The sequence below is a fragment of the Vibrio sp. 10N.286.51.E5 genome, assembly GCF_041469125.1.
GTDB lineage: Bacteria > Pseudomonadota > Gammaproteobacteria > Enterobacterales > Vibrionaceae > Vibrio > Vibrio crassostreae_C.
Genome location: NZ_JBFRJZ010000080.1, coordinates 25062 through 45698 on the forward strand (window position 1 = coordinate 25062; position 20637 = coordinate 45698).

A 20637-nucleotide genomic window follows, 5' to 3' on the forward strand; every position below is an offset into this window, starting at 1 on the left:
ATCTTAGTCCTCTTAAACTATTATTAACTATTACCGATTACTGATGCTTGTCAGTGTACGGTAGTAGAGCTAGGTAACGAGAACGCTTGATAGCGCGAGCTAGTTGACGCTGGTACTTAGCGCTTGTACCAGTGATACGGCTAGGTACGATTTTACCAGCTTCAGTGATGTAGTTTTTAAGAGTTGCTACGTCTTTGTAGTCAATCTCTTGTACGCCTTCTGCAGTGAAACGGCAGAATTTACGACGACGGAAGAAACGAGCCATGGGCTATCTCCTGATCTTAAATTTAGTAAAGCGGTCTTTCACAATTATCGAAATAACTATCAATGACCTAAAACAAGTTGAGAATTTTTTAAGGCGTTAAGCCAAAAAAGAATTACTCAGCAGCTGCTTCTGGTTTAGCTTCTGTACGCTCTTCGCGACGAGGAGCACGCTCTGCACGCTCTTCTTTTTGCTTAAGCATAATAGATTGCTCAGTCACAGCGCCTTTAGTGCGCATGATCATGTTACGTAGAACTGCATCGTTGAAACGGAAAGCAGTTTCTAGCTCGTCAATCACTTCTTGACCAGCTTCAACGTTCATAAGAACGTAGTGAGCTTTGTGAAGCTTGTTGATTGGGTAAGCCATTTGACGACGACCCCAGTCTTCTAGACGGTGGATAGTACCGCCAGCTTCAGTGATAGAACCAGTGTAACGCTCGATCATGCCAGCAACTTGCTCGCTTTGATCAGGGTGAACCATGAATACGATTTCGTAATGACGCATTTGGTTGCTCCTTACGGATTATTAGCTTCCACGAGTGGCCCGGTCGTCCAGAGGAAGCAAGGAACTAAAGATAAATGACCGAGTTTTAAGGACGGCAAATGTTATAGAAAGAACCCGGTATTGGCAAGCGCTATTTGGTGAATAATGAAACAGTTTTTCTGTCGCCATCTAGCCATCCGACAAACCGATGGATTTTGCTATAACAGCCTAAAAAGAAACGCCCACCAGCAAGTGGTGAGCGCTAATAAATTCATAGACTTAAAGCAGCGTTAACGCATTACTGAGCTAAACGCTGTCTTACCGCTTCGAACAGGCAAATACCCGACGCCACAGAAACATTTAAGCTCGATACGCTACCTGCCATTGGAATCTTAATCAGATCATCGCAAGTTTCACGAGTTAAACGACGCATACCGTCACCTTCTGCACCCATAACTACCGCAAGAGGACCCGTTAGCTTCGCTTGATAGATATCATGCGTTGCTTCACCTGCCGTACCCACAAACCATACGCCCTGCTCTTGCAGTGCACGCATTGTGCGAGCTAGGTTGGTTACGCGCACGAGAGGAACCGTTTCAGCTGCGCCACATGCAACCTTGCTTACCGTTGCTGTTAACGGCGAAGAGCGATCTTTAGGTACGATAACAGCAGCGACACCTGCGGCATCCGCGTTACGTAGACAAGCGCCTAGGTTATGAGGGTCTGTTACGCCGTCTAGAACTAACAGCAAAGGCTGTTCGTGCTGCGCTAGGATATCGTCTAGGTGAGTTTCATTAAGCTGCTTAGCAGGCTTCACCTTAGCAATAAGACCTTGGTGATTCGCACCTTGTGCTTTTTCATCCAACGGCTTACGACCCATCTGTTGAATCGACACACCAAACTGTTGCAGTTGGTTCAGTAATGGAAGAAGACGCTCGTCTTGGCGACCTTTCAATACATACGCTTCGATAAAACGTGCAGGATCTTTTTCTAGTACGGCTTTCACCGCGTGAATACCGTAAATAAATTCGTTACTCATTGTCTCAAGTTACTCTTATTGCTCAGAGAAGAATGACATCAATGCCGATGCATCCCTCTCTGTGTTGTTCATTTCGAGAGTAGCGTCTTACGCCTGATACTCTCGCATTAAATTAAATCAGTTAGGCGCTAAACCTGATTAGCAGAGCGCCTTATTTAGCCTTAAGATCTATCAGTCTTAAGAGTTATCAGCCTTTGGCTTACGGCTTGCAGCACGCTTTTTCTTAGCGCGAGCTTTAGCAGCACCGGTTTTATTCGCTGGCTTTTTCTTCTTAGCAGGGCCTTCGCTGCTTCCGTCAGGTCGCTTAGTTGGCTCAACCATAGGCTTCGCTGATACACCTGGCTTATTACTCTTCACTGCTGAGCGCTTCTTGCTTTTCGCCTTTTTCATCGCTTCTGCTGCACGCTTCTTGGCTGTTTTGCCTTTGCCACGCGGCTGACGATCAGTGTCTTCTAAGTCAAAGTCGATTTGGCGAGTTTCTAAATTAACCGCAGAAACCTTCACTTTAACCGAATCACCCAAGCGGTAGATATTACCTGAGCTTTCACCCACTAGACGCTGACCAACAGCATCAAATTGGTAGTAATCATTCGCTAGCGCTGAGATGTGTACCAAGCCATCAATGTGCAGTTCAGTTAGACGAACAAAGAAGCCAAAACCAGTCACGTTGGCAATCACACCATCCATCACCTCACCGACATGGTCTTGCATGTATTCACACTTCAACCAATCGTTTACTTCACGCGTTGCGTCATCAGCACGACGTTCAGTCATTGAACACTGCTCGCCGTAGAAGTCCATATCATCGAAAGTGTAGTGATAACCACCAGTTGGCGTCCAACGTTCGCTGTTACGACCTTCTTCTTTCGCAATAAGGTACTTAATCGCACGGTGCAATAGCAAATCTGGGTAACGACGAATTGGCGAGGTAAAGTGAGCATAGCGTTTAAGAGCTAAACCAAAGTGACCCGCGTTATCCGCGTTGTATACCGCTTGCTTCATTGAGCGTAGCAGCATAGTTTGGATTAATTCACGATCTTCACGTTCATTAATCTGTTGCATCAGTTGTGCATAGTCTACTGGTGATGGCGACAGACCACCTTCCAGTGTTAAACCTAATTCACTTAAAAAGCTCTTGAAGCCCATTAAGCGCTCTTCGCCCGGAGTTTCGTGAACACGGTACAGCGCAGGCTCTTTCGCTTTTTCTACGTAAGATGCCGATGCGATATTCGCAAGAATCATACATTCTTCGATGATCTTGTGTGCATCGTTACGAATTACTGGCTCAATACGGTCAATCTTACGATCAGCATTGAAGATAAACTTAGTTTCTACCGTTTCAAATTCAATCGCACCACGTTCGTCACGCGTTTTCTTAAGCACCTTATACATCTTATGAAGCTCTTCAAGATGTGGTACTTCAGGTTCGTAACGCTCACGTAATTCTTCATTGCCATCTAAGATCGCGCCTACTTTGTTATAAGTAAGACGAGCATGAGAATTCATTACCGCTTCGTAGTGCTTGTAGCCTGACAGTTTACCTTTGTCTGAGATAGTCATCTCACACACCATACATAAACGGTCTACCTGAGGGTTCAATGAACACAAACCATTTGAAAGCACTTCTGGCAGCATTGGCACGACTTGTGACGGGAAGTATACCGAGTTACCACGGTTAATCGCTTCTTTGTCTAGCGCTGTATCTGGGCGAACGTAGTAACTTACGTCAGCAATCGCTACCCATAGACGCCAGCCGCCGCCTTTCTTCGCTTCACAGTAAACCGCATCATCGAAGTCACGCGCATCTTCACCATCAATGGTAACCAATGGCAGTTTACGCAGGTCTACACGTCCTTCTTTTGCTTCTTCAGGAACATGCTCACCTAGGTTTTCGATTTGCTTATCTACCGCTTCAGGCCACTCTTGTGGGATCTGGTGAGTACGGATCGCAATCTGCGTTTCCATACCCGGCGCCATGTTTTCACCAAGAACTTCGGTTACTTTCCCCATCATGTTACGAGAACGACCACCGCGATCCGTAATTTCAATCACAACCACATTACCCATTCGAGCACCGCCTTTATGCTCAGTAGGGATCTGGATGTCGTGACTAATACGCGAATCATCAGCAACAACGTAAGAATGGCCGTACTCTAGGAAGAAGCGACCAACAAGTGGCGTTTTACGCTCTTCAAGCACACGAACCAAGCGACCTTCACGACGGCCACGCTTACTGTTGTCAGTAGGCTGAACCAATACGTAATCACCGTGCATGATGGTTTTCATCTGATGATGCGGCAGCACGATATCATTGTCTTTACCCACACTGCCGTCTGGGCGAACCCAACCATGACCGTCTTTATGACCAATCACATAGCCTTTGATCAGTTCCATCTTCTCAGGCAATGCGTAGCACTGACGACGAGTAAAGATAAGCTGTCCATCACGCTCCATTGCACGTAAACGACGACGCAGCCCTTCATATTGTTCCTCTCCAGCAAGACCCAAAGCTTCGAATAGATCGTTGCGGTTCATCGGAATATTCGCGTCTGTTAAAAACGAAATAATGAACTCTCGGCTTGGTACTGGGTTATCGTAATTTTTCGACTCTCGGTCGGCAAAAGGATCAACAGTGGTTGTCGCTGTCGTATTTTCTGACGTTGGTGTGTTTTTTGACATAGGCGGGCCTGCTTAAGCAAGGAAGGTATATACCCCTAGTATATCTGATGCTAGGGGTAAGCTACAGATATGCTTTAGAAAACACTCAAATAACCTCAGATTGATACATATCTTCACTTTGTGAAACATCGCTTCATAGACGTGGATTATCATCAAAACTTCAAGCAAACGATAAAACAAACGTTTGCGCCATGAATGAAATACACTATTATCCACGCACTTTACCAACTCCTGTTCTGGGTATGATATGAAACTAAAACGCACTTTATTGGCTTCAGCTATGGCGAGCCTAGCGCTGTTCCCATTCGCAAGTTCGGCAATGGAAAAGGCTGACCTGATGATTACCGATGCGATGGTTCTAACCATGAACCAAGACAAAACGGTTTATGAAAGCGGTACTGTTGTCGTCAAAGACAACAAAATCATTGCGGTTGGAGATGCTTCACTAGAAAAGCAGTACCAAGCTAAGCAAGTGTTAGACGTTGATGGCGATATCGTTATGCCAGGTCTCATCAATACCCATACTCATGTATCAATGACAGTTTTCCGTTCGTTGGCCGATGATGTGCCAGATCGCCTGCACCGTTACATCTTTCCGCTAGAGAAGAAGCTAGTATCGCGAGACATGGTACGCATTGGTGCGAACCTAGGTAACGTTGAAATGGTGAAAGGCGGTGTGACAACTTACGCCGACATGTACTACTTCGAAGATGAAGTCGCAAAAACCGTCGATAAGATCGGTATGCGTGCCATCCTAGGTGAAACGGTGATTAAGTTCCCTGTAGCCGATGCGGCCAACGCCGAAGAAGGCATTAAGTACGCGTTGAACTTCATTGAAGAATACAAAGATCACCCGCGAATCACACCAGCGTTTGCACCGCATGCGCCTTACACCAACACCACAGAGATCCTGCAGAAAATATCTAAGCTCTCCCTAGAGTTAGATGTTCCAGTAATGATTCACCTTGCAGAATCACACCGTGAAGAAGAGAAAATCGCAGAGCGTTCTGATGGATTGTCCCCGGTTCAATACATGGACAGCATTGGCGCACTCAACAAGAACTTGGTGGGTGCACACATGATCCTCGTTGACGAACATGATATCGAACTGGTGAAGAAATCGGATATGGGTGTAGCTCATAACATGAGTGCTAACATCAAGTCAGCAAAAGGTGTATCACCTGCCCTTAAGATGTATGACGAGAACGTGCGTATCGGTTTAGGTACTGATGGCCCAATGTCTGGTAACACACTGAGCACCATTGATGAGTTCAACCAAGTCGCTAAAGTTCACAAGCTAGTTAACAAAGATCGTGCTGCGATGCCGCCGATCAAAGTGATCGACATGGCGACCATGGGCGCAGCAAAAGCGCTGCACATGGAAGATAAGATCGGCTCTCTTGAAGCAGGCAAACTGGCTGACATCATAGTGATCGATACTAAGGCGCCAAACATGGTTCCAGTCTACAACCCATACTCAGCACTGGTGTACTCAGCTAACTCAGGCAATGTTCGTCACTCCATCGTTGATGGCAAGATCATCATGCAAGATCGCGACATGCTAACGGTAGACGAAGATAAGATTCGTCAAGAAGCACTCGATTTCACCAAGGCTGTTCGTGAAACGGTGATTGAGTCTGGTGAGGTGGTTCAATAACGCTACCGAATTAGATAAACGGTTTTCCGTTCAGATCAAAAAAGGCCTCGCTGATGAATCTCAGCGAGGCCTTTTTAATACGAGTTTTTTAGATGATTAACGAGTGCAGTCATTAATCATCATTGCTCATTCAATAATCTGTCTTACCAGAACAAGTCTCGACGCTTTGCTCGAGCAATAATATTGTCTGGCATTCTCTGTTCCAGACCGCTACGAAGCACAGTGATACGTCTGTGTTGTCTTTGGTCTGCGGTTACCGAATTATACAACCAACGGTAAGCATCTTCATAATCCAATGGGCTACCGTAGTCACGTAACAAGAGTTCCGCTAAGTGAATGCTCGCACTTAAGTTACCCATCGAGGCTGCTTCACGTAGATACGGAATCGCACGCTCTTTGTCTTGTTGTACCAAAGTACCACGAGAGTAATAACGACCTAACTGCTCTAATGCAGCGGGTAAACCTTGATGTGCCGCGTTCTCCATATAGTAAAGGCCAAGCTCTACATCTTGTGGAACACACACACCCCAAGCCAACATATCACCGTATAAAAACTCATAAGAAGGCAAGCTAATACGCGTTGCGCGAGCAACGATATCTTCAACTAACTGGCACTTATCAGCTTTCACTCGCTCTAGATGTTGATTATTTTCGATTAAATTAATCAGTTCAGCTTCTGTATATATTGGAACGGGCTCTCCCACATCAGCCAAATTAGCATGACTCAAGGGTGAACTCAGCGCCATTATTAATGAAGCTGCCACAATTCGTAGCTTCATACCTGCACTCTATTATCTGTCGCTAAAGTTATCTATTGAGGAATGCAGAGGATTTCTACACGCACAAAACAGGGTGAACTTCACTTTCCATGATATCTGTATCGGCAATAACCCCGACGGCTTTAGACAAAACTTGCCGCTAATGGGCAATATTTTGCCTGATGACGCTTAAAAGATCACCATCAAAGAGTGAACGGCTAAATTGCAGGTATTAAAAAGCCGACTTAATAAAGTCGGCTTTTAGAAAACTATTTTATTATCAAAGCACTGTTCGTGCCTGGTAATCACTCAGCAGGCATTATGCGCCGTATGGGTGAACCTTGATGATAGTTTCGTTACGATCTGGGCCAGTTGATACGATATCAATTGGAACGCCAGTTAGGTCTTCGATACGCTTGATGTAATCTAGAGCAGCTTGTGGAAGCGCGTCGATAGATTTAGCACCAAATGTGTTTTCAGACCAACCAGGCATTGTTTCGTAGATTGGCGTCGCTTCTTCGAATGACTCAGCAGCCATTGGAGAAACTTCTAGGATAGAACCATCTTTCATCTTGTAACCAGTACAGATTTTTAGTTCTTCTAGGCCATCTAGAACGTCTAGTTTAGTTAGACACATACCAGATAGAGAGTTGATTTGGATTGCACGACGCATAGCAACAGCATCGAACCAACCAGTACGACGTAGACGACCAGTTGTTGCGCCAAACTCGTGACCAACATCGCCTAGGTGTTTACCAACTGGGTCTTGCTTCTCAAGGCCATCGTATAGCTCAGTAGGGAATGGACCTGAACCAACACGAGTACAGTAAGCCTTAGTAATACCAAGGATGTAACCGATGTGACGAGGACCGAAACCAGAACCTGCAGCAACACCACCAGCAGTCGTGTTAGAAGACGTTACGTATGGGTAAGTACCGTGGTCGATATCTAGTAGCGTACCTTGAGCACCTTCGAACATGATCTTGTCGCCGCGCTTACGTGCTGCGTCTAGTTCGTCAGTTACGTCGATAACCATCGCAGTTAACATATCTGCGTAGCTCATCGCTTGCTCAAGAACTTCTTCGTAGCTTACTGTTTCAGCTTTGTAGAAGTGCTCTAGTTGGAAGTTGTGGAATTCCATCACTTCTTTTAGCTTCTCAGCAAATGCTTCTTTATCGAAAAGGTCGCCAACGCGTAGACCGCGACGAGCAACTTTATCTTCGTAAGCAGGACCGATACCACGACCCGTTGTACCGATAGCTTTAGCGCCACGAGCGATTTCACGCGCGTTGTCGATTGCAATGTGGTACGGAAGAATTAGAGGACAAGCTTCAGAGATGAAAAGACGTTCACGTACTGGAATACCGCGATCTTCAAGAGGCTTCATTTCTTTTAGAAGTGCGTCAGGCGATAATACTACACCGTTACCAATAACACATTTAACGTTATTACGTAGGATGCCTGATGGAATTAAGTGAAGAACGGTTTTTTCACCGTCAATTACAAGTGTGTGACCTGCATTGTGACCGCCTTGGTAGCGAACCACGTATTTTGCATCTTCAGTTAAAAGGTCAACGATTTTACCTTTACCTTCATCACCCCATTGGGTGCCTAGAACGACTACGTTATTTCCCATCTTTCCAATTTCTGTTGCTAATTAAAAATGGATTCTAGCACTGAATCACACTTCTTGCAGTCACTTTTTGTTCATAAACGTTAACGCTGTACAAAAATAAACCAGCCATAACTGGGGGCAGATGTGTAAAGATACTGATATCATTGCTTTTTTACAGATAAAAGGCAGAACCATGTCTCAATCAATTTGGCTCGCTATTGGGCTCGTACTTATTGTGGAAGGGCTCGGCCCCTTGATTGCACCCAATGGCTGGAGAAACATGGTCGCGCAACTGAGCGAGCAACCAGACACGCAACTGCGCCGCATTGGAGGCTGTCTTGTGGTGGCTGGAGCGGTTATCGCTTTCATGACCTACCGCTAGGTTTCTATAAGTAGAACGCTGTTAAGCGCCTTCCCTCGCGCCCCAATAGTGAATCCACAAACATGTCTCCTCCTGAAAGAAGTCATAGAAAACAAAAAGGCTCCCACAATGGGAGCCTTTTAAGTTTTAACGTATTTTGCTTATTAAGCTAAGCATTCGCTAACGCATCAGCTTATTTTGCTGGAGCGCCGCTTGCTTGATTCATGTATTGGAAGAAGTCAGTCTTCGGATCCAGTACTAGAATGTCGCTCTTATCGCTAAATGATGTCTCATAAGCTTGCAATGAACGCATGAAGCCGTAGAACTCAGGATCTTTGCTGAACGCATCAGAGTAGATCTTCGCTGCTTCTGCATCCGCATCACCACGAGTGATTCGAGCTGTACGGTCAGCTTCAGCAAGAACTGTTGCCACTTCTAGCTCAGCTTGAGCACGGATAACTTCCGCTTTCTCACGACCTTGAGAACGGTGTCTACGAGCAACCGATTCACGTTCTGCACGCATACGGCGGTAGATAGATTCACTGATTTCGTCAGGAAGGTTAATCTTCTTCATACGAAAATCAACAACTTCAACACCTAAATCAGCCATCGCACTTTCTGCCGTTCCAGACAAAACGTTTTCCATGATCTTATCGCGTTCGCCATCAACTTCTAGTGCTTCTGCAGCCGCTACCGTTGTGACGACTTCGCTATCAGCAGAGTCTGGCAGGATGTCCTTGTTGCGAGGGCCTGACACGATCTGCTTAATTTCACGAGAACCAATTTCAGAACGAAGAACATCTGTCACTTTACGCTCAAGAAGTGCTTCTGCCGTCATGATATTACCGCCACCGGTACTCAGATAGAAACGTCCAAAATCAGCAATACGCCATTTTGCGTAAGTATCAATTAGAACGTCTTTTTTCTCTGATGTTACGAAACGGTCAGAACGGCCATCCATCGTTTGAATACGAGCATCAAGTACTTTTACGCGATCAAACATCGGTAGTTTAAAGTGCAGACCTGGTTCATAGATTCGTGATACGCCGTTGTCATCGAGAACTCGACCAAAACGAATTACCATGCCACGCTCACCTTCTTGAATCACAAACACTGACATCAATAGAAGGGCAATCGTCACAACTAATACAGGGATCATTAATTTACGCATTATTAGTATCTCCCTTGGCGTGAACTGTCTGAACGAGTTTGAGTGCTAGGCTTTGGATCCGCTTGAGTTTCTAACTCAATTTGATCGTAAGTTGATGATGCTTTTGCAGGGCGAGAGCCCGACTGAGAACCACCTTGTGCGCCTAGCTTATCAATTGGTAGGTATAGCAAGTTACCGCTTGATTCAGAATCAATCAGGACTTTCGATGTGCTTGAGTACACTTTTTCCATTGTATCTAGGTACATACGGTTACGTGTTACTTCAGGAGCAGCTTGGTATTCAGGTAGCAGTTTCTCGAATTGAGCAACTTGACCTAGAGCACCATTAACTGTGCGCTCTGAGTAACCCACCGCTTCTTTCTTCAAACGCTCAGCACGACCTGTTGCTTTTGGAAGAATGTCATTTCGGTAAGCTTCAGCTTCACGTTCAAAACGCTCTTCATCCTCACGAGCCGCGATAGCATCATCAAATGCATCTTTCACTTGCTCAGGTGGACGTGCTGACTGGAAGTTCACGTCAACAATCAGAATACCCATGTCGTAGCTATCAATAATACGGTTCAACGTTTCTTGAGTGCTTTGACGAATCTGCTGACGACCACTTGTCAGGATACTATCCATTAGTGAGTCACCAATTACCGCACGAAGCGCAGAATCGGTTGCTTGGCGTAAACTGTCGTCTGCATTCGTTACACGATACAAGTACTTGTATGGGTCAGAAACACGGTATTGAACACCCATTTCAACGGTCACAACGTTTTCATCTTTCGTTAGCATCGTGCCAGCAGCACGTAGAGAACGAATCGCTTGAACGTTTACTAGTTGCTCATCACTGATTTCATCGATGAAGCGTGGGTGCCAGTTAAGACCAGGTTCTTCGATACGGTCGAACTGACCCAGTCGAAGTACTACTGCTCTTTCTGCTTCGCCAACGGTGTAGAAACCAGCGAAGAACCAGATAGCAATAGCAATAACGGCAATGACACCAAAGCCAATTGCACCGCCACCACCAATAGATGGCCCGTTACCGTTGCCACCCTTTTTACCAAACTTGCCACCTAACTTTTGACTTAGTTTATTAAACACTTCGTCTAGATCTGGCGGTCCTTGATCTCGGCCGCCGCGATTATTTTTATTACCCCAAGGGTCATTATCGCGGCCGTTATTATCGCCGTTGTTGTTATTTCCAGGCTCATTCCACGCCATTAGAAAGCTCCATCATTTGATATGACGTTATACTGTAGCAGTCTCTTTGGTAACGATAAAGTCACCTAAGAGCGCCCCTTCTCTTTTTTCAAGTTTAGACCAATCTATTTGTTGCATTCGGATATCTATCAACAAGTTACCATTTTCATCATACTCTTCCTGTTGAATACATTTCATCTCGAAGAATAAGCTGCGAATGCGACCCTGATGTTGATGTGGAATACACAACCGGAATTGAACCATCTGGCTAGCTAAACGCTCAGTTAAAGCTTCAAACAGTAGCTCAATACCTTCTCCTTCCATTGCAGAAACCCAAACAGCGCGAGGTGCGCCCTCTTCGTCTCTTTCAATTCGAGGTTTTTGGTCTTCCATGCAGTCAATTTTGTTCATGACTACAAGGGTTGGCACTTCATGAGCATCGATTTCTTCTAATACTTCATGAACAGCCTGAATGTTCTCACGAAAACGGTCATCACTGGCATCAACAACATGTAACAAAATGTCAGCTTCCTGCGTCTCTTGTAATGTTGCCTTGAACGCAGCGACCAAGTCGTGTGGTAGATGACGGATAAAACCTACGGTATCTGCGAGAATTGCAGGCCCGACATCTGCCAAATCAATCTTACGTAGTGTTGGGTCTAGGGTTGCAAACAGTTGGTCTGCCGCATAAACACCAGCACTTGTGATGCGATTGAAAAGTGTTGATTTCCCTGCGTTGGTATAACCAACCAAAGAAATTGTTGGGATTTCAGCTCGATTACGAGCACGTCGTCCTTGTTCACGCTGCTTAGCGACTTTCGCTAAACGACGTAGTATTGCCTTTATACGGTCACGCAACAAACGTCGATCGGTTTCCAGTTGAGTTTCACCTGGACCACGAAGACCAATACCACCTTTCTGCCTTTCAAGGTGAGTCCAACCACGAATCAGTCGAGTAGAGATATGACGAAGCTGAGCGAGCTCAACTTGTAGCTTACCTTCATGAGTTCGCGCACGTTGTGCAAAGATATCTAAGATCAAACCCGTGCGATCAATCACACGACATTTACACAATTGCTCGAGGTTGCGCTCTTGGGCAGGAGAGAGGGAGTGGTTAAAAATCACAATTTCAGCACCGGTTAGCTGAACAGCTTGTGCGATTTCTAGGGCTTTACCTTCTCCAACGTAGTATTTAGGGAGTGGGGATTGTCGGCTACCAGTAATCACTTGTAGCGTTTCTACCCCCGCTGAGGAGACCAGCATTTCACATTCGCTTAGATCTTCCCATTCTCCCTCTTGCGTGAAGTTGATATGAACAAGTACGGCTCGCTCGCCGGATTCATAACGGTCAAACAAGCAACCAACTCCTTATTACAGCGCAAGCTGTACAAATTGAACGATTAATCTTCAGTCTTCTCTGGACGATCAGATGGCGTGCGTTGCTCGCCGCTGTGGTGACTAACTGCGCGAGCAGGTACCACAGTAGAAATCGCATGCTTGTAAACCATTTGGTTTACTGTGTTCTTCAATAAGATCACGAATTGATCGAAAGACTCGATCTGACCTTGCAGCTTAATGCCGTTAACAAGATAGATAGAGACTGGAATGCGCTCACGACGGAGTGCATTTAGGAATGGGTCTTGTAGCGATTGCCCCTTAGCCATTTTATTTTCCTTATTTGTATTTTGTTGTAATTATTTAGCTAGTGGTGCACAAAAAGGTGCGGCCTTTGCATCTGAGCTAAATGAATAAAAAAACTCCGTTGTTATTGAAAGGCTGTGATTTTTAAAAGCCTCAATAACGGATCCTTTCCAGAGTATATTCACGCAAAAGCGATCACATTATACACAGCAATACTAATCAGATGCTATTGCATCTGAAAGAGTTTCTAACGCTTGATCAATGTTTTCGCTATCTAACCAAGTTAAATCATCCCAACTGCGCAACCAGGTGATTTGTCGCTTGGCCAACTGACGGGTTGCACAGACACCACGGAAAACCGCTTCGTCTAAATCACAATTACCGTCTAAATAATCCCACATCTGCCTATAACCAACGCATCGGATCGATGGCAGTTCAGGGTGAAGATCTTCTCTGGCGTACAACGCCTTCATTTCATCTTCAAATCCCGCTTCTATCATCTTCTCGAAACGCAGCTCAATGCGGCGATGGAGTTCAGTCCTTTCCTTGGGAGCTATTGCAAATTGTTTTACACGAAATGGCAGGCTATCGCCTTTCGTTTGAGTTAGCTCTGTTAATGTTTTACCCGAAATTCGGTAAACTTCCAATGCCCTTGAAAGCCTTTGTGGATCATTTGGGTGTATTCTTTCAGCGGATACGGGATCTATCTCTCTTAATTGATCGTGCAATGCCTGCCAACCCTGTTCAATAGATTCCGCTTCAATCTTCTTACGAATCTCTTGATCCGCTGCTGGTAATGGCGATAAACCTTCCAACAATGCTTTGTAGTACAGCATTGTGCCACCAACAAGTAGCGGGATTTTGCCTTCCGCTACAATCTTATTCATTTCATTGATCGCATCACGACGAAAATCTGCCGCAGAATACGCTTCGCTTGGATCCAAAATATCAATCAAGCGATGAGGCGCGAGCGCAAGCTCTTCCGCATCCGGTTTAGCGGTACCAATATCCATGTCTTTGTAGATCAATGCCGAATCGACACTGATGATCTCTACAGGGTATTTCTGACGTAAGCGGATAGCTAAATCTGTTTTTCCTGACGCCGTTGGGCCCATTAAAAACAACGCTAAAGGTAATTTTTCAGTCATGATATTTTGTATTTGCTTCTCTGTTTTAGCGCTTTTTAGCAAAGGGCTTTGTGTCGCGACGTATTCAGCTAAAAAGACAAAGGTCGTCGCGAAAAAATTAAACCGTAAACGCGGCTATAGTCGCTGAAAAGTCGATAGGATTAACAAACTCTGGATCATCTAATGGAAGTAGACCATGCCAAAGTTGTTCTAGTTCCCCAACTAGTTGAACCGCTTCAGATAAAGTGTAGTCGCTTTTTACTTGTGCGGTTTGAATCCCGATCCAGTTAACCAAAGCTGACAACATGTCATTAGGTTGCTTCACTGCACCCTGGGCATTTATTGAAGCCGCGTAAGATAACAGATCTGGGATCAAAATTTGTAAGTTTTGCTGCCTTAAAGGAGAAGGCACGCCCATCACCATTACCGCCTCGCTGTTTCGCGCCTTAAGCTCAATCCCCAGTAATGCCAGAGTTTGACTCAGCGCCTTAGCAACTTCGACAAGTTCACTACCCAGCTTAATCGATAAAGGCACCAATAACGGTTGGCTTTTTAACGCGCCACCTCGAGTATCAAGCTGACCAACAACACGTAATAATTCAGCCTTAGCTAAGGAAACCAAAACACAGCCATTCTTGTTGCCCATCACGAGATATTGACGTTCAACAACCGAGACCGCTTTCCCCAAATCCGTCACTGCTGCTCTTGGCTTTAAATGAACAGGATTCTGTTGAGCAGGCTTAGCTTCTTTATTTTCTTTATTTTCTTTATTTTCTAAGTTGTCTCTGGTTTCTACTGGTGCCACATGCTCTTGAGAAGATGAAGGCTGTACAACTTGATCATCAAAATCAGGCGTTTTCAAAAGCTCTTTATAGGCTTTCACTTCTCGCTTAGAGGGCGCGGGTTCACCATGATGTTGGTGTGGCTCTTTCTCTTTTTTAGGTTCAGGTCGAGACTCTATCCACTCTTGGCGAGAGGAACCGGTAAAACTGCTGTCACTAGTAGCCGAGCTTCGGCCAGCAGATGAACTTGGACTGGTTGATGAGCTTGGGCTAATTGATGAAACATAGTGTCGCCCACCATCATTAACGCTGTGTTGAGGCTTATCAAAAGCGTGCTCTGATTCTGCTTTTCTCGGGTAGGCAGGCGTTTGCTCAATAGCGTGTCGCACCCTATCCGAAACTTGGGTTTGATCCGAACTGCTAGGCATTACGCTTTCTGGCTCAGCGAAACTTGCAACACCATCAACTGCAGAGCTCGTACTATCTTGCTGATGATGAATCACTTCTGACTGATGAAAAGCCGACTGATTGATTGGTGCAGCATCGATCTGCTTGCTCTGCGCTAAACCATCACTCAATGCTTGGTAAATAAAGTCATGCACAAGGCGCGCTTGATGAAAACGCACTTCATGTTTTGCAGGGTGGACATTCACGTCCACCTGATGTGGGTCGAGTTCAATGAACAACACATACGTCGCGAATTGGTCTGGACGCAGGCTGGTTTCGTAGCTTTGACGAATCGCATGGTTGATCAGCTTGTCACGCATCATACGACCATTCACATAGCAGTATTGCAGGTCGCTTTGTTGTCTTGCTCCTTCTGGCGTGGTGATCCAGCCATGAAGTTTTAGGCCTTGATGCTCAAGTTCGATCTTAAGCATATGACGAACAAAAGGATTGCCACATACCGCAGCGATTCGCTTTTCTGCTTGAACTTGTGTTTTTGCAGCGCGGTACTGACGAATCATCTTGCCGTTATGACGAAGGTTGATCGTCACATCAAAACGACTCAATGCGATGCGTTTAAGCAACTCATCAATATGGGTGAATTCAGTTTTCTCGGTGCGTAAGAATTTGCGGCGTGCTGGCGTATTAAAGAACAGGTCCAACACCTCAACCGAAGTGCCAATAGGATGCGCCGCAGGCTGCAGTTTCACCTGCATATCACGGCCTTCACTGTGTGCTGCCCAAGCTTGATCTTGAGTGGCAGGGCGTGACGTCATGGTTAAGCGCGCAACCGAGCTAATACTCGCCAGCGCTTCACCACGGAAACCGAGGCTGACGATCGCCTCTAGGTCATCAAGAGTGTGGATTTTGGAGGTAGCATGACGACTCAGTGCCAAGGCAAGCTCATCTTTTACGATGCCTTTACCATTGTCACGAACGCGGATCATCTTGGCGCCACCTTTCTCGATATCAATATCGATACGAGTGGCACCCGAATCCAAACTGTTCTCAACCAACTCTTTTACAACAGAAGCGGGTCTTTCTACCACCTCACCCGCTGCGATTTGGTTAGCTAACCGAGCTGGCAGTATTTTGATCGTCATATTTATAGCTACCTTACTGCCATTGATGGAAACGCTGCTACGTTTGCACTAGTTCTTATTTTTTATCATTGATATACCTGAAGCTGTTTAGCATTCCCAAGACTACTTGTGAGGAATAATCAACACTTGGCCGATAGCTAGACTGTCAGATCTTAGCTTATTCGCTTGGCGAATGCTGTTGACGCTCACGCCGTATTTCGAAGCTATCTTGCCAAGGTAATCACCTCTTGCAACTTTGTGTTTGCGCAGAGGAACATCTTTAACTTCAACCGTAATACGTAACTTTTGGCCTACTCTCACCGTCTCTGATTTCAAACGGTTCTCACGTTTAATATCAGCCACCGACACTTTATAGCGGCTGGCGATCTTACCTAGGTACTCTCCAGACTTAACCGTGTGAGTGATGGTCTTCGTTTTAACCGCACTGCTTGATGATGAAGTTGAAGCACTGCCTGGAATCTTAAGTACTTGGCCAATTGCTAGGCTGCTCGATTTCAGATTGTTGAACTTCATCAACGTCTGTGTCGACGTACCATATTTGCTCGCAATCACAGACAAATACTCGCCACGAGAGACTTTATGTAGGCTCACGCTGCCCGTTGATGACGTTGCGTTAGACAAAATAATCCCTTCAGGCGGGTTAGCCTTCAAATACTTAACCACCGCTTTAGTCACTGCTCGTGCCAATTTATCTTGGTGCGAACGTTGGAAAAGAAGCTTCTCTTCCGTCGGATTCGAAATAAAACCTGTCTCTACCAGTACTGATGGGATCTGTGGTGAACGTAATACTGCTAAGCTGGTGTTAATCGGCTTGCTATTGTGCAGTTTCGCAACCTTACCCATTTCAGACAGAATTGCCGTTGCCAGTTTGTAGCCCTCTTTTTGAGAGTGGCTAAACTGCAAATCAAGCAGGGTTTGGTTTACGTTCTTATCATCAATATTGCTTGTGAACGCTGCACCGCTACCACCAAGCAATTCAGACTGTTTCTCTTTATTCTCAATCCAACGAGAGATCTCTGTATTTGCGCGTCGAGTGTTCAATACAAACACTGAACCACCTCTTGGTTGAGGCGTCGTAAAGGCGTCGGCGTGAATAGAGATCAACAGGTGAGCTTCATTCTCTCGAGCAATCGCAACACGTCGATTCAGGTTCACAAAGTAATCAGCATTACGAGTCATACGAGTTTTGATCCCCGGGACCGCATTCAGTTGAGCTGCTAACTTCTTAGAAATACTCAGAGTCGCGTCTTTTTCGTATTTACGCGTAGGACCAATCGAACCTGGGTCTTCACCACCGTGGCCAGGATCAATCACAATTAGAATATCTTTCTGGCGCTTAACCTGATTAATGTTCTTACTTACCGTTGGCTTACTCGGTGTCGATGTCGCTTTACTTGCCGCACCATGAGGTAAGTCGATCACCAAACGGTGTCCATACTGACCACCTGGGGTCGGGCTCAGTTTGAATAATTCGGCTTTAGACGACTGCTTTAACTCAAAAACCAAGCGATAGGTGTTTTTGTCTGGCGGTGAGCTCTTACGAATCTTAGATAGAACAGGGCTGTCTTTCACCTCGACCGGTAACTTAGTCGCAAGACTGGTATTTTTTAAATCAACCACTAAGCGACTCGGGCTACTCAGGGTGAAATAGCTAAAGTCCGCTTCTGATTTTAAGTCGATAACCACACGAGTTCCTTCTGGAGAAGGCCAAACCCTTAAACTTTTCAGTGAGTTTGCAGAAACAAGTGAAGAAAACAGTATAGAAAAAACAGCAGCCATCATGGCCACTGTTGAAATAAGGCGTTTAGAAATCAACATAACTCCAACTGACTAAGTAAGCGCTGTCCGTATTCACTATTAGCGGTTAAAGAAACAATACGGTGATCGTCTTGGTAACGAATATCAATATCCAAATCGGCTTCTGGTAGCATCCCATAACCTTTCTCAGGCCATTCAACCAAACAGATAGCATCCGGAGTAAAGTAGTCACGAATTCCCATAAACTCTAACTCTTCAGGATCGGCTAGGCGATAAAGGTCAAAGTGGTACACCTGCCAATCTGCAAGTTGATAAGGTTCAACTAGAGTATACGTTGGGCTTTTTACATTTCCTTGATGGCCAAGTGCTTTTACAAAGCCACGACTGAAAGTCGTTTTACCTGCGCCAAGATCACCATGCAGATAAATAGTCGTCTGCTGTGAGCAAAGATTCGAAAGCTCCGTTCCTAATTGAATCGTTGCTTGTTCATCTTTCAAAGTAAATTGTTTCGTGCTCATGAATACGTTCTCTAAAAATCGATCGTTGACTATATAAAAATCAAAAGAACAAGAATAGTAAACCGTGATGCTTTTGGGAGACAAGCACTCAAGTGTAAGTTCTATGAAAAATACTGCTCAAAACGCGTCTGTTCTGGTCAACACCACTAAGATCCGTTAAGATCCGCCCCCATTTTTGCCGAACCTAATTTTAATTAGCCTTATCTCTAATTGTAAAACAGAGAAAATAAGAAATAAGCCATGAATCTAGACCATCTTGCTGAAAAAATTAAAATCTGGGGAAAAGAGCTGGGCTTTCAAAAAGTTGGCATCTGCGATGTTGATTTAAGTGAACACGAAGCCCCTCTTCAAGCATGGCTAGATGCTGGCAACCACGGCGAAATGGATTGGATGGCTCGACATGGGATGATGCGTGCACGTCCTGATGAACTTCACCCAGGCACAATTCGAGTGATCAGCGCTCGAATGAACTACCTACCACCAGAAGCTCAGTTCGCCTCTAACCTAAGCGATACCACTCAAGGCTACATCAGCCGCTATTCTTTAGGCCGCGACTATCACAAATTGTTCCGTAACCAGTTGAAAAAGCTAGGACAAAGAATTGAAAAAGAGGTCGAGGGTTTAGACTCACGCCCTTTCGTCGATTCAGCGCCCATTTTGGAAAGACCACTCGCTCAAAAAGCAGGGTTGGGCTGGACAGGTAAACACTCATTAATTCTTGATAAAGACGCTGGCTCTTGGTTCTTTCTAGGGGAGCTGTTAGTTAACATCCCTCTTCCCACGGATGAACCCAGTGTTGATGAGTGCGGCAAATGCACCGCATGTATCACTTCTTGCCCAACGGGTGCCATTATTGCTGATGGCGTGGTTGATGCGCGCAAATGTATTTCGTACTTAACCATTGAATATGATGGTGTGATCCCTGAAGAGTATAGAGATGCCATTGGTAACCGTATCTACGGTTGCGATGATTGTCAGTTAGTTTGCCCGTGGAATCGTCATGCCGAACTCACAGAGCAAACAGACTTTCACCGCAGAGAAGATTTCCAAGAAGCCGATCTGGTTTCACTTTCAAGTTGGGACGAAGCAACCTTCCTAAAGAAAATGGAAGGCTCAGCAATCAGACGTATCGGCCACACCCAGTGGTTACGCAATATCTTTGTTGCGATGGGCAATGCACCATTTCAACAACGCATTATTGAAACCCTGGAGTCTCATCAATGCAAAAACGAAATGCTTGATGTGCATATTGAGTGGGCTTTGAATAAACAACTACAGCAGTTACCCAACGCTAGCAGTGTGCAAGAAGATAGCTCTACGCAGAAAAATAGCTGTGTGCAAAAAAGTAACAGCAAAATCTCCACCAAAAAGCACCGGCTGATACGCATCGTTGAGAAAGGACTACCAAGAGACGCCTAGCCCTTTTGGTATCAACGATTGACAGCGACACCCACATCGATAGTCCAATATTTAAGACAACTCGTTGCACATAATTTTAGAACAATGTTTGACCTTGTTCTCAATTCTAACAATGTGGAAAAAATTCAGAACTCTCGTAAACTTCCGACACCCGAGCAAAGTTAAACACAGTACCGATAAATGATTAAGATCAAAAAACAACAAGTTAACGATCTTTTATTAAATCCAAGATAGGCATCCAACTTGATAAAAAACAACAAGTTACGATCGCTGCAATTCATCTAATATATTGAAAACAAGAAAGATCTTTTAGGGATATGTAAAGAATTAAGACTGAAATAACTTTATCAACCAAGTTATCCACACCTAACATTTTGTGGATAAGTCTGTTTATAGATGTGAAAAACCTCAAGTATCTGCTTCAGAGACCTGATGTTTACTAGCATTCCAGTTGCTAAGAAAAATTTAAGACAAAAAAATATCCACCATGATGGAGGATTATTTGCTTTTTGGGGGGATTATGCTTCGCAGCATTAAAGAAAGAGCGTGACCTTTGTGGTCGCCTTTAAACACAGAGGTTTAAAGTACTTATTAGCTTTTTTAGAAGAAAGCTGGAGCGATACATCGGGTTC

17 protein-coding genes are annotated in these 20637 nt (G+C 45.0%); 3 read left to right on the top strand and 14 right to left on the bottom strand.

Going from position 1 to position 20637, the window contains the following annotated elements:
- Window positions 1–37: 37 nt before the first annotated feature.
- The 4 genes from rpsR to rnr all read right to left on the bottom strand — a co-directional run bounded on the left by rpsR (window position 38) and on the right by rnr (window position 4464).
- Window positions 38–265 carry a 30S ribosomal protein S18 gene (gene rpsR, locus AB4161_RS21315; RefSeq protein ID WP_000090472.1) on the bottom strand — a complete coding sequence of 76 codons (228 nt, stop codon included), beginning with the start codon at window positions 263–265 and terminating at the stop codon, window positions 38–40.
- Between the two features lie 112 nt (window positions 266–377).
- Window positions 378–767, bottom strand: a complete 390-nt coding sequence (rpsF, locus tag AB4161_RS21320) for a 30S ribosomal protein S6 (protein ID WP_004741278.1) — start codon at window positions 765–767, stop codon at window positions 378–380.
- A gap of 277 nt (window positions 768–1044) precedes the next feature.
- Window positions 1045–1785 carry a 23S rRNA (guanosine(2251)-2'-O)-methyltransferase RlmB gene (rlmB, locus tag AB4161_RS21325; RefSeq protein WP_017063180.1) on the bottom strand — a complete coding sequence of 247 codons (741 nt, stop codon included), beginning with the start codon at window positions 1783–1785 and terminating at the stop codon, window positions 1045–1047.
- 177 nt (window positions 1786–1962) lie between these two features.
- Window positions 1963–4464, bottom strand: coding sequence for a ribonuclease R (rnr, locus tag AB4161_RS21330; RefSeq protein ID WP_017063179.1), 2502 nt, complete (start codon window positions 4462–4464; stop codon window positions 1963–1965).
- 247 nt (window positions 4465–4711) lie between these two features.
- Between rnr and AB4161_RS21335 the strand changes: the two genes are divergently transcribed.
- Complete coding sequence (locus AB4161_RS21335) at window positions 4712–6121, top strand: amidohydrolase (protein WP_136979333.1); 1410 nt, start codon at window positions 4712–4714, stop codon at window positions 6119–6121.
- Window positions 6122–6264: 143 nt separating this feature from the next.
- On the opposite strand, the gene motX is transcribed toward AB4161_RS21335, so the two are convergent.
- Window positions 6265–6900, bottom strand: a complete 636-nt coding sequence (gene motX, locus AB4161_RS21340) for a flagellar protein MotX (protein ID WP_102319808.1) — start codon at window positions 6898–6900, stop codon at window positions 6265–6267.
- Between the two features lie 298 nt (window positions 6901–7198).
- Window positions 7199–8515: an adenylosuccinate synthase gene (locus tag AB4161_RS21345; protein ID WP_010434108.1), complete on the bottom strand. Its 1317-nt coding sequence runs from the start codon at window positions 8513–8515 to the stop codon at window positions 7199–7201.
- A gap of 172 nt (window positions 8516–8687) precedes the next feature.
- Between AB4161_RS21345 and AB4161_RS21350 the strand changes: the two genes are divergently transcribed.
- Complete coding sequence (locus tag AB4161_RS21350; RefSeq protein WP_010434105.1) at window positions 8688–8876, top strand: DUF2065 domain-containing protein; 189 nt, start codon at window positions 8688–8690, stop codon at window positions 8874–8876.
- 172 nt (window positions 8877–9048) lie between these two features.
- Here the strand turns inward: AB4161_RS21350 and hflC are convergent, their stop codons facing one another.
- The 8 genes from hflC to tsaE all read right to left on the bottom strand — a co-directional run bounded on the left by hflC (window position 9049) and on the right by tsaE (window position 18586).
- Window positions 9049–10026: a protease modulator HflC gene (gene hflC / locus AB4161_RS21355; RefSeq protein WP_017059930.1), complete on the bottom strand. Its 978-nt coding sequence runs from the start codon at window positions 10024–10026 to the stop codon at window positions 9049–9051.
- 2 nt (window positions 10027–10028) lie between these two features.
- Window positions 10029–11231, bottom strand: coding sequence for an FtsH protease activity modulator HflK (gene hflK / locus AB4161_RS21360; RefSeq protein ID WP_017063176.1), 1203 nt, complete (start codon window positions 11229–11231; stop codon window positions 10029–10031).
- Window positions 11232–11258: 27 nt separating this feature from the next.
- Entirely contained in the window at window positions 11259–12566 is a 1308-nt protein-coding gene (hflX, locus tag AB4161_RS21365; protein ID WP_017059928.1) for a ribosome rescue GTPase HflX, read from the bottom strand.
- A gap of 44 nt (window positions 12567–12610) precedes the next feature.
- On the bottom strand, window positions 12611–12874 hold the full coding sequence (gene hfq / locus AB4161_RS21370) for an RNA chaperone Hfq (RefSeq protein ID WP_017059927.1): 264 nt from the start codon (window positions 12872–12874) through the stop codon (window positions 12611–12613).
- Between the two features lie 192 nt (window positions 12875–13066).
- Entirely contained in the window at window positions 13067–13999 is a 933-nt protein-coding gene (gene miaA, locus AB4161_RS21375) for a tRNA (adenosine(37)-N6)-dimethylallyltransferase MiaA (RefSeq protein WP_248385128.1), read from the bottom strand.
- Window positions 14000–14096: 97 nt separating this feature from the next.
- A complete protein-coding gene (mutL, locus tag AB4161_RS21380) occupies window positions 14097–16310 on the bottom strand; it encodes a DNA mismatch repair endonuclease MutL (RefSeq protein ID WP_372084230.1) in 2214 nt (737 codons plus the stop codon).
- Window positions 16311–16412: 102 nt separating this feature from the next.
- Window positions 16413–18128 (bottom strand): N-acetylmuramoyl-L-alanine amidase, encoded by a 1716-nt coding sequence (locus tag AB4161_RS21385; protein ID WP_372084231.1) that lies wholly within the window; start codon window positions 18126–18128, stop codon window positions 16413–16415.
- On the bottom strand, window positions 18122–18586 hold the full coding sequence (gene tsaE / locus AB4161_RS21390) for a tRNA (adenosine(37)-N6)-threonylcarbamoyltransferase complex ATPase subunit type 1 TsaE (protein ID WP_004735870.1): 465 nt from the start codon (window positions 18584–18586) through the stop codon (window positions 18122–18124). Before tsaE ends, AB4161_RS21385 begins: the two co-directional genes overlap by 7 nt.
- A gap of 240 nt (window positions 18587–18826) precedes the next feature.
- Between tsaE and queG the strand changes: the two genes are divergently transcribed.
- Window positions 18827–20005 (top strand): tRNA epoxyqueuosine(34) reductase QueG, encoded by a 1179-nt coding sequence (gene queG, locus AB4161_RS21395; RefSeq protein ID WP_372084232.1) that lies wholly within the window; start codon window positions 18827–18829, stop codon window positions 20003–20005.
- Window positions 20006–20637: the final 632 nt, after the last annotated feature.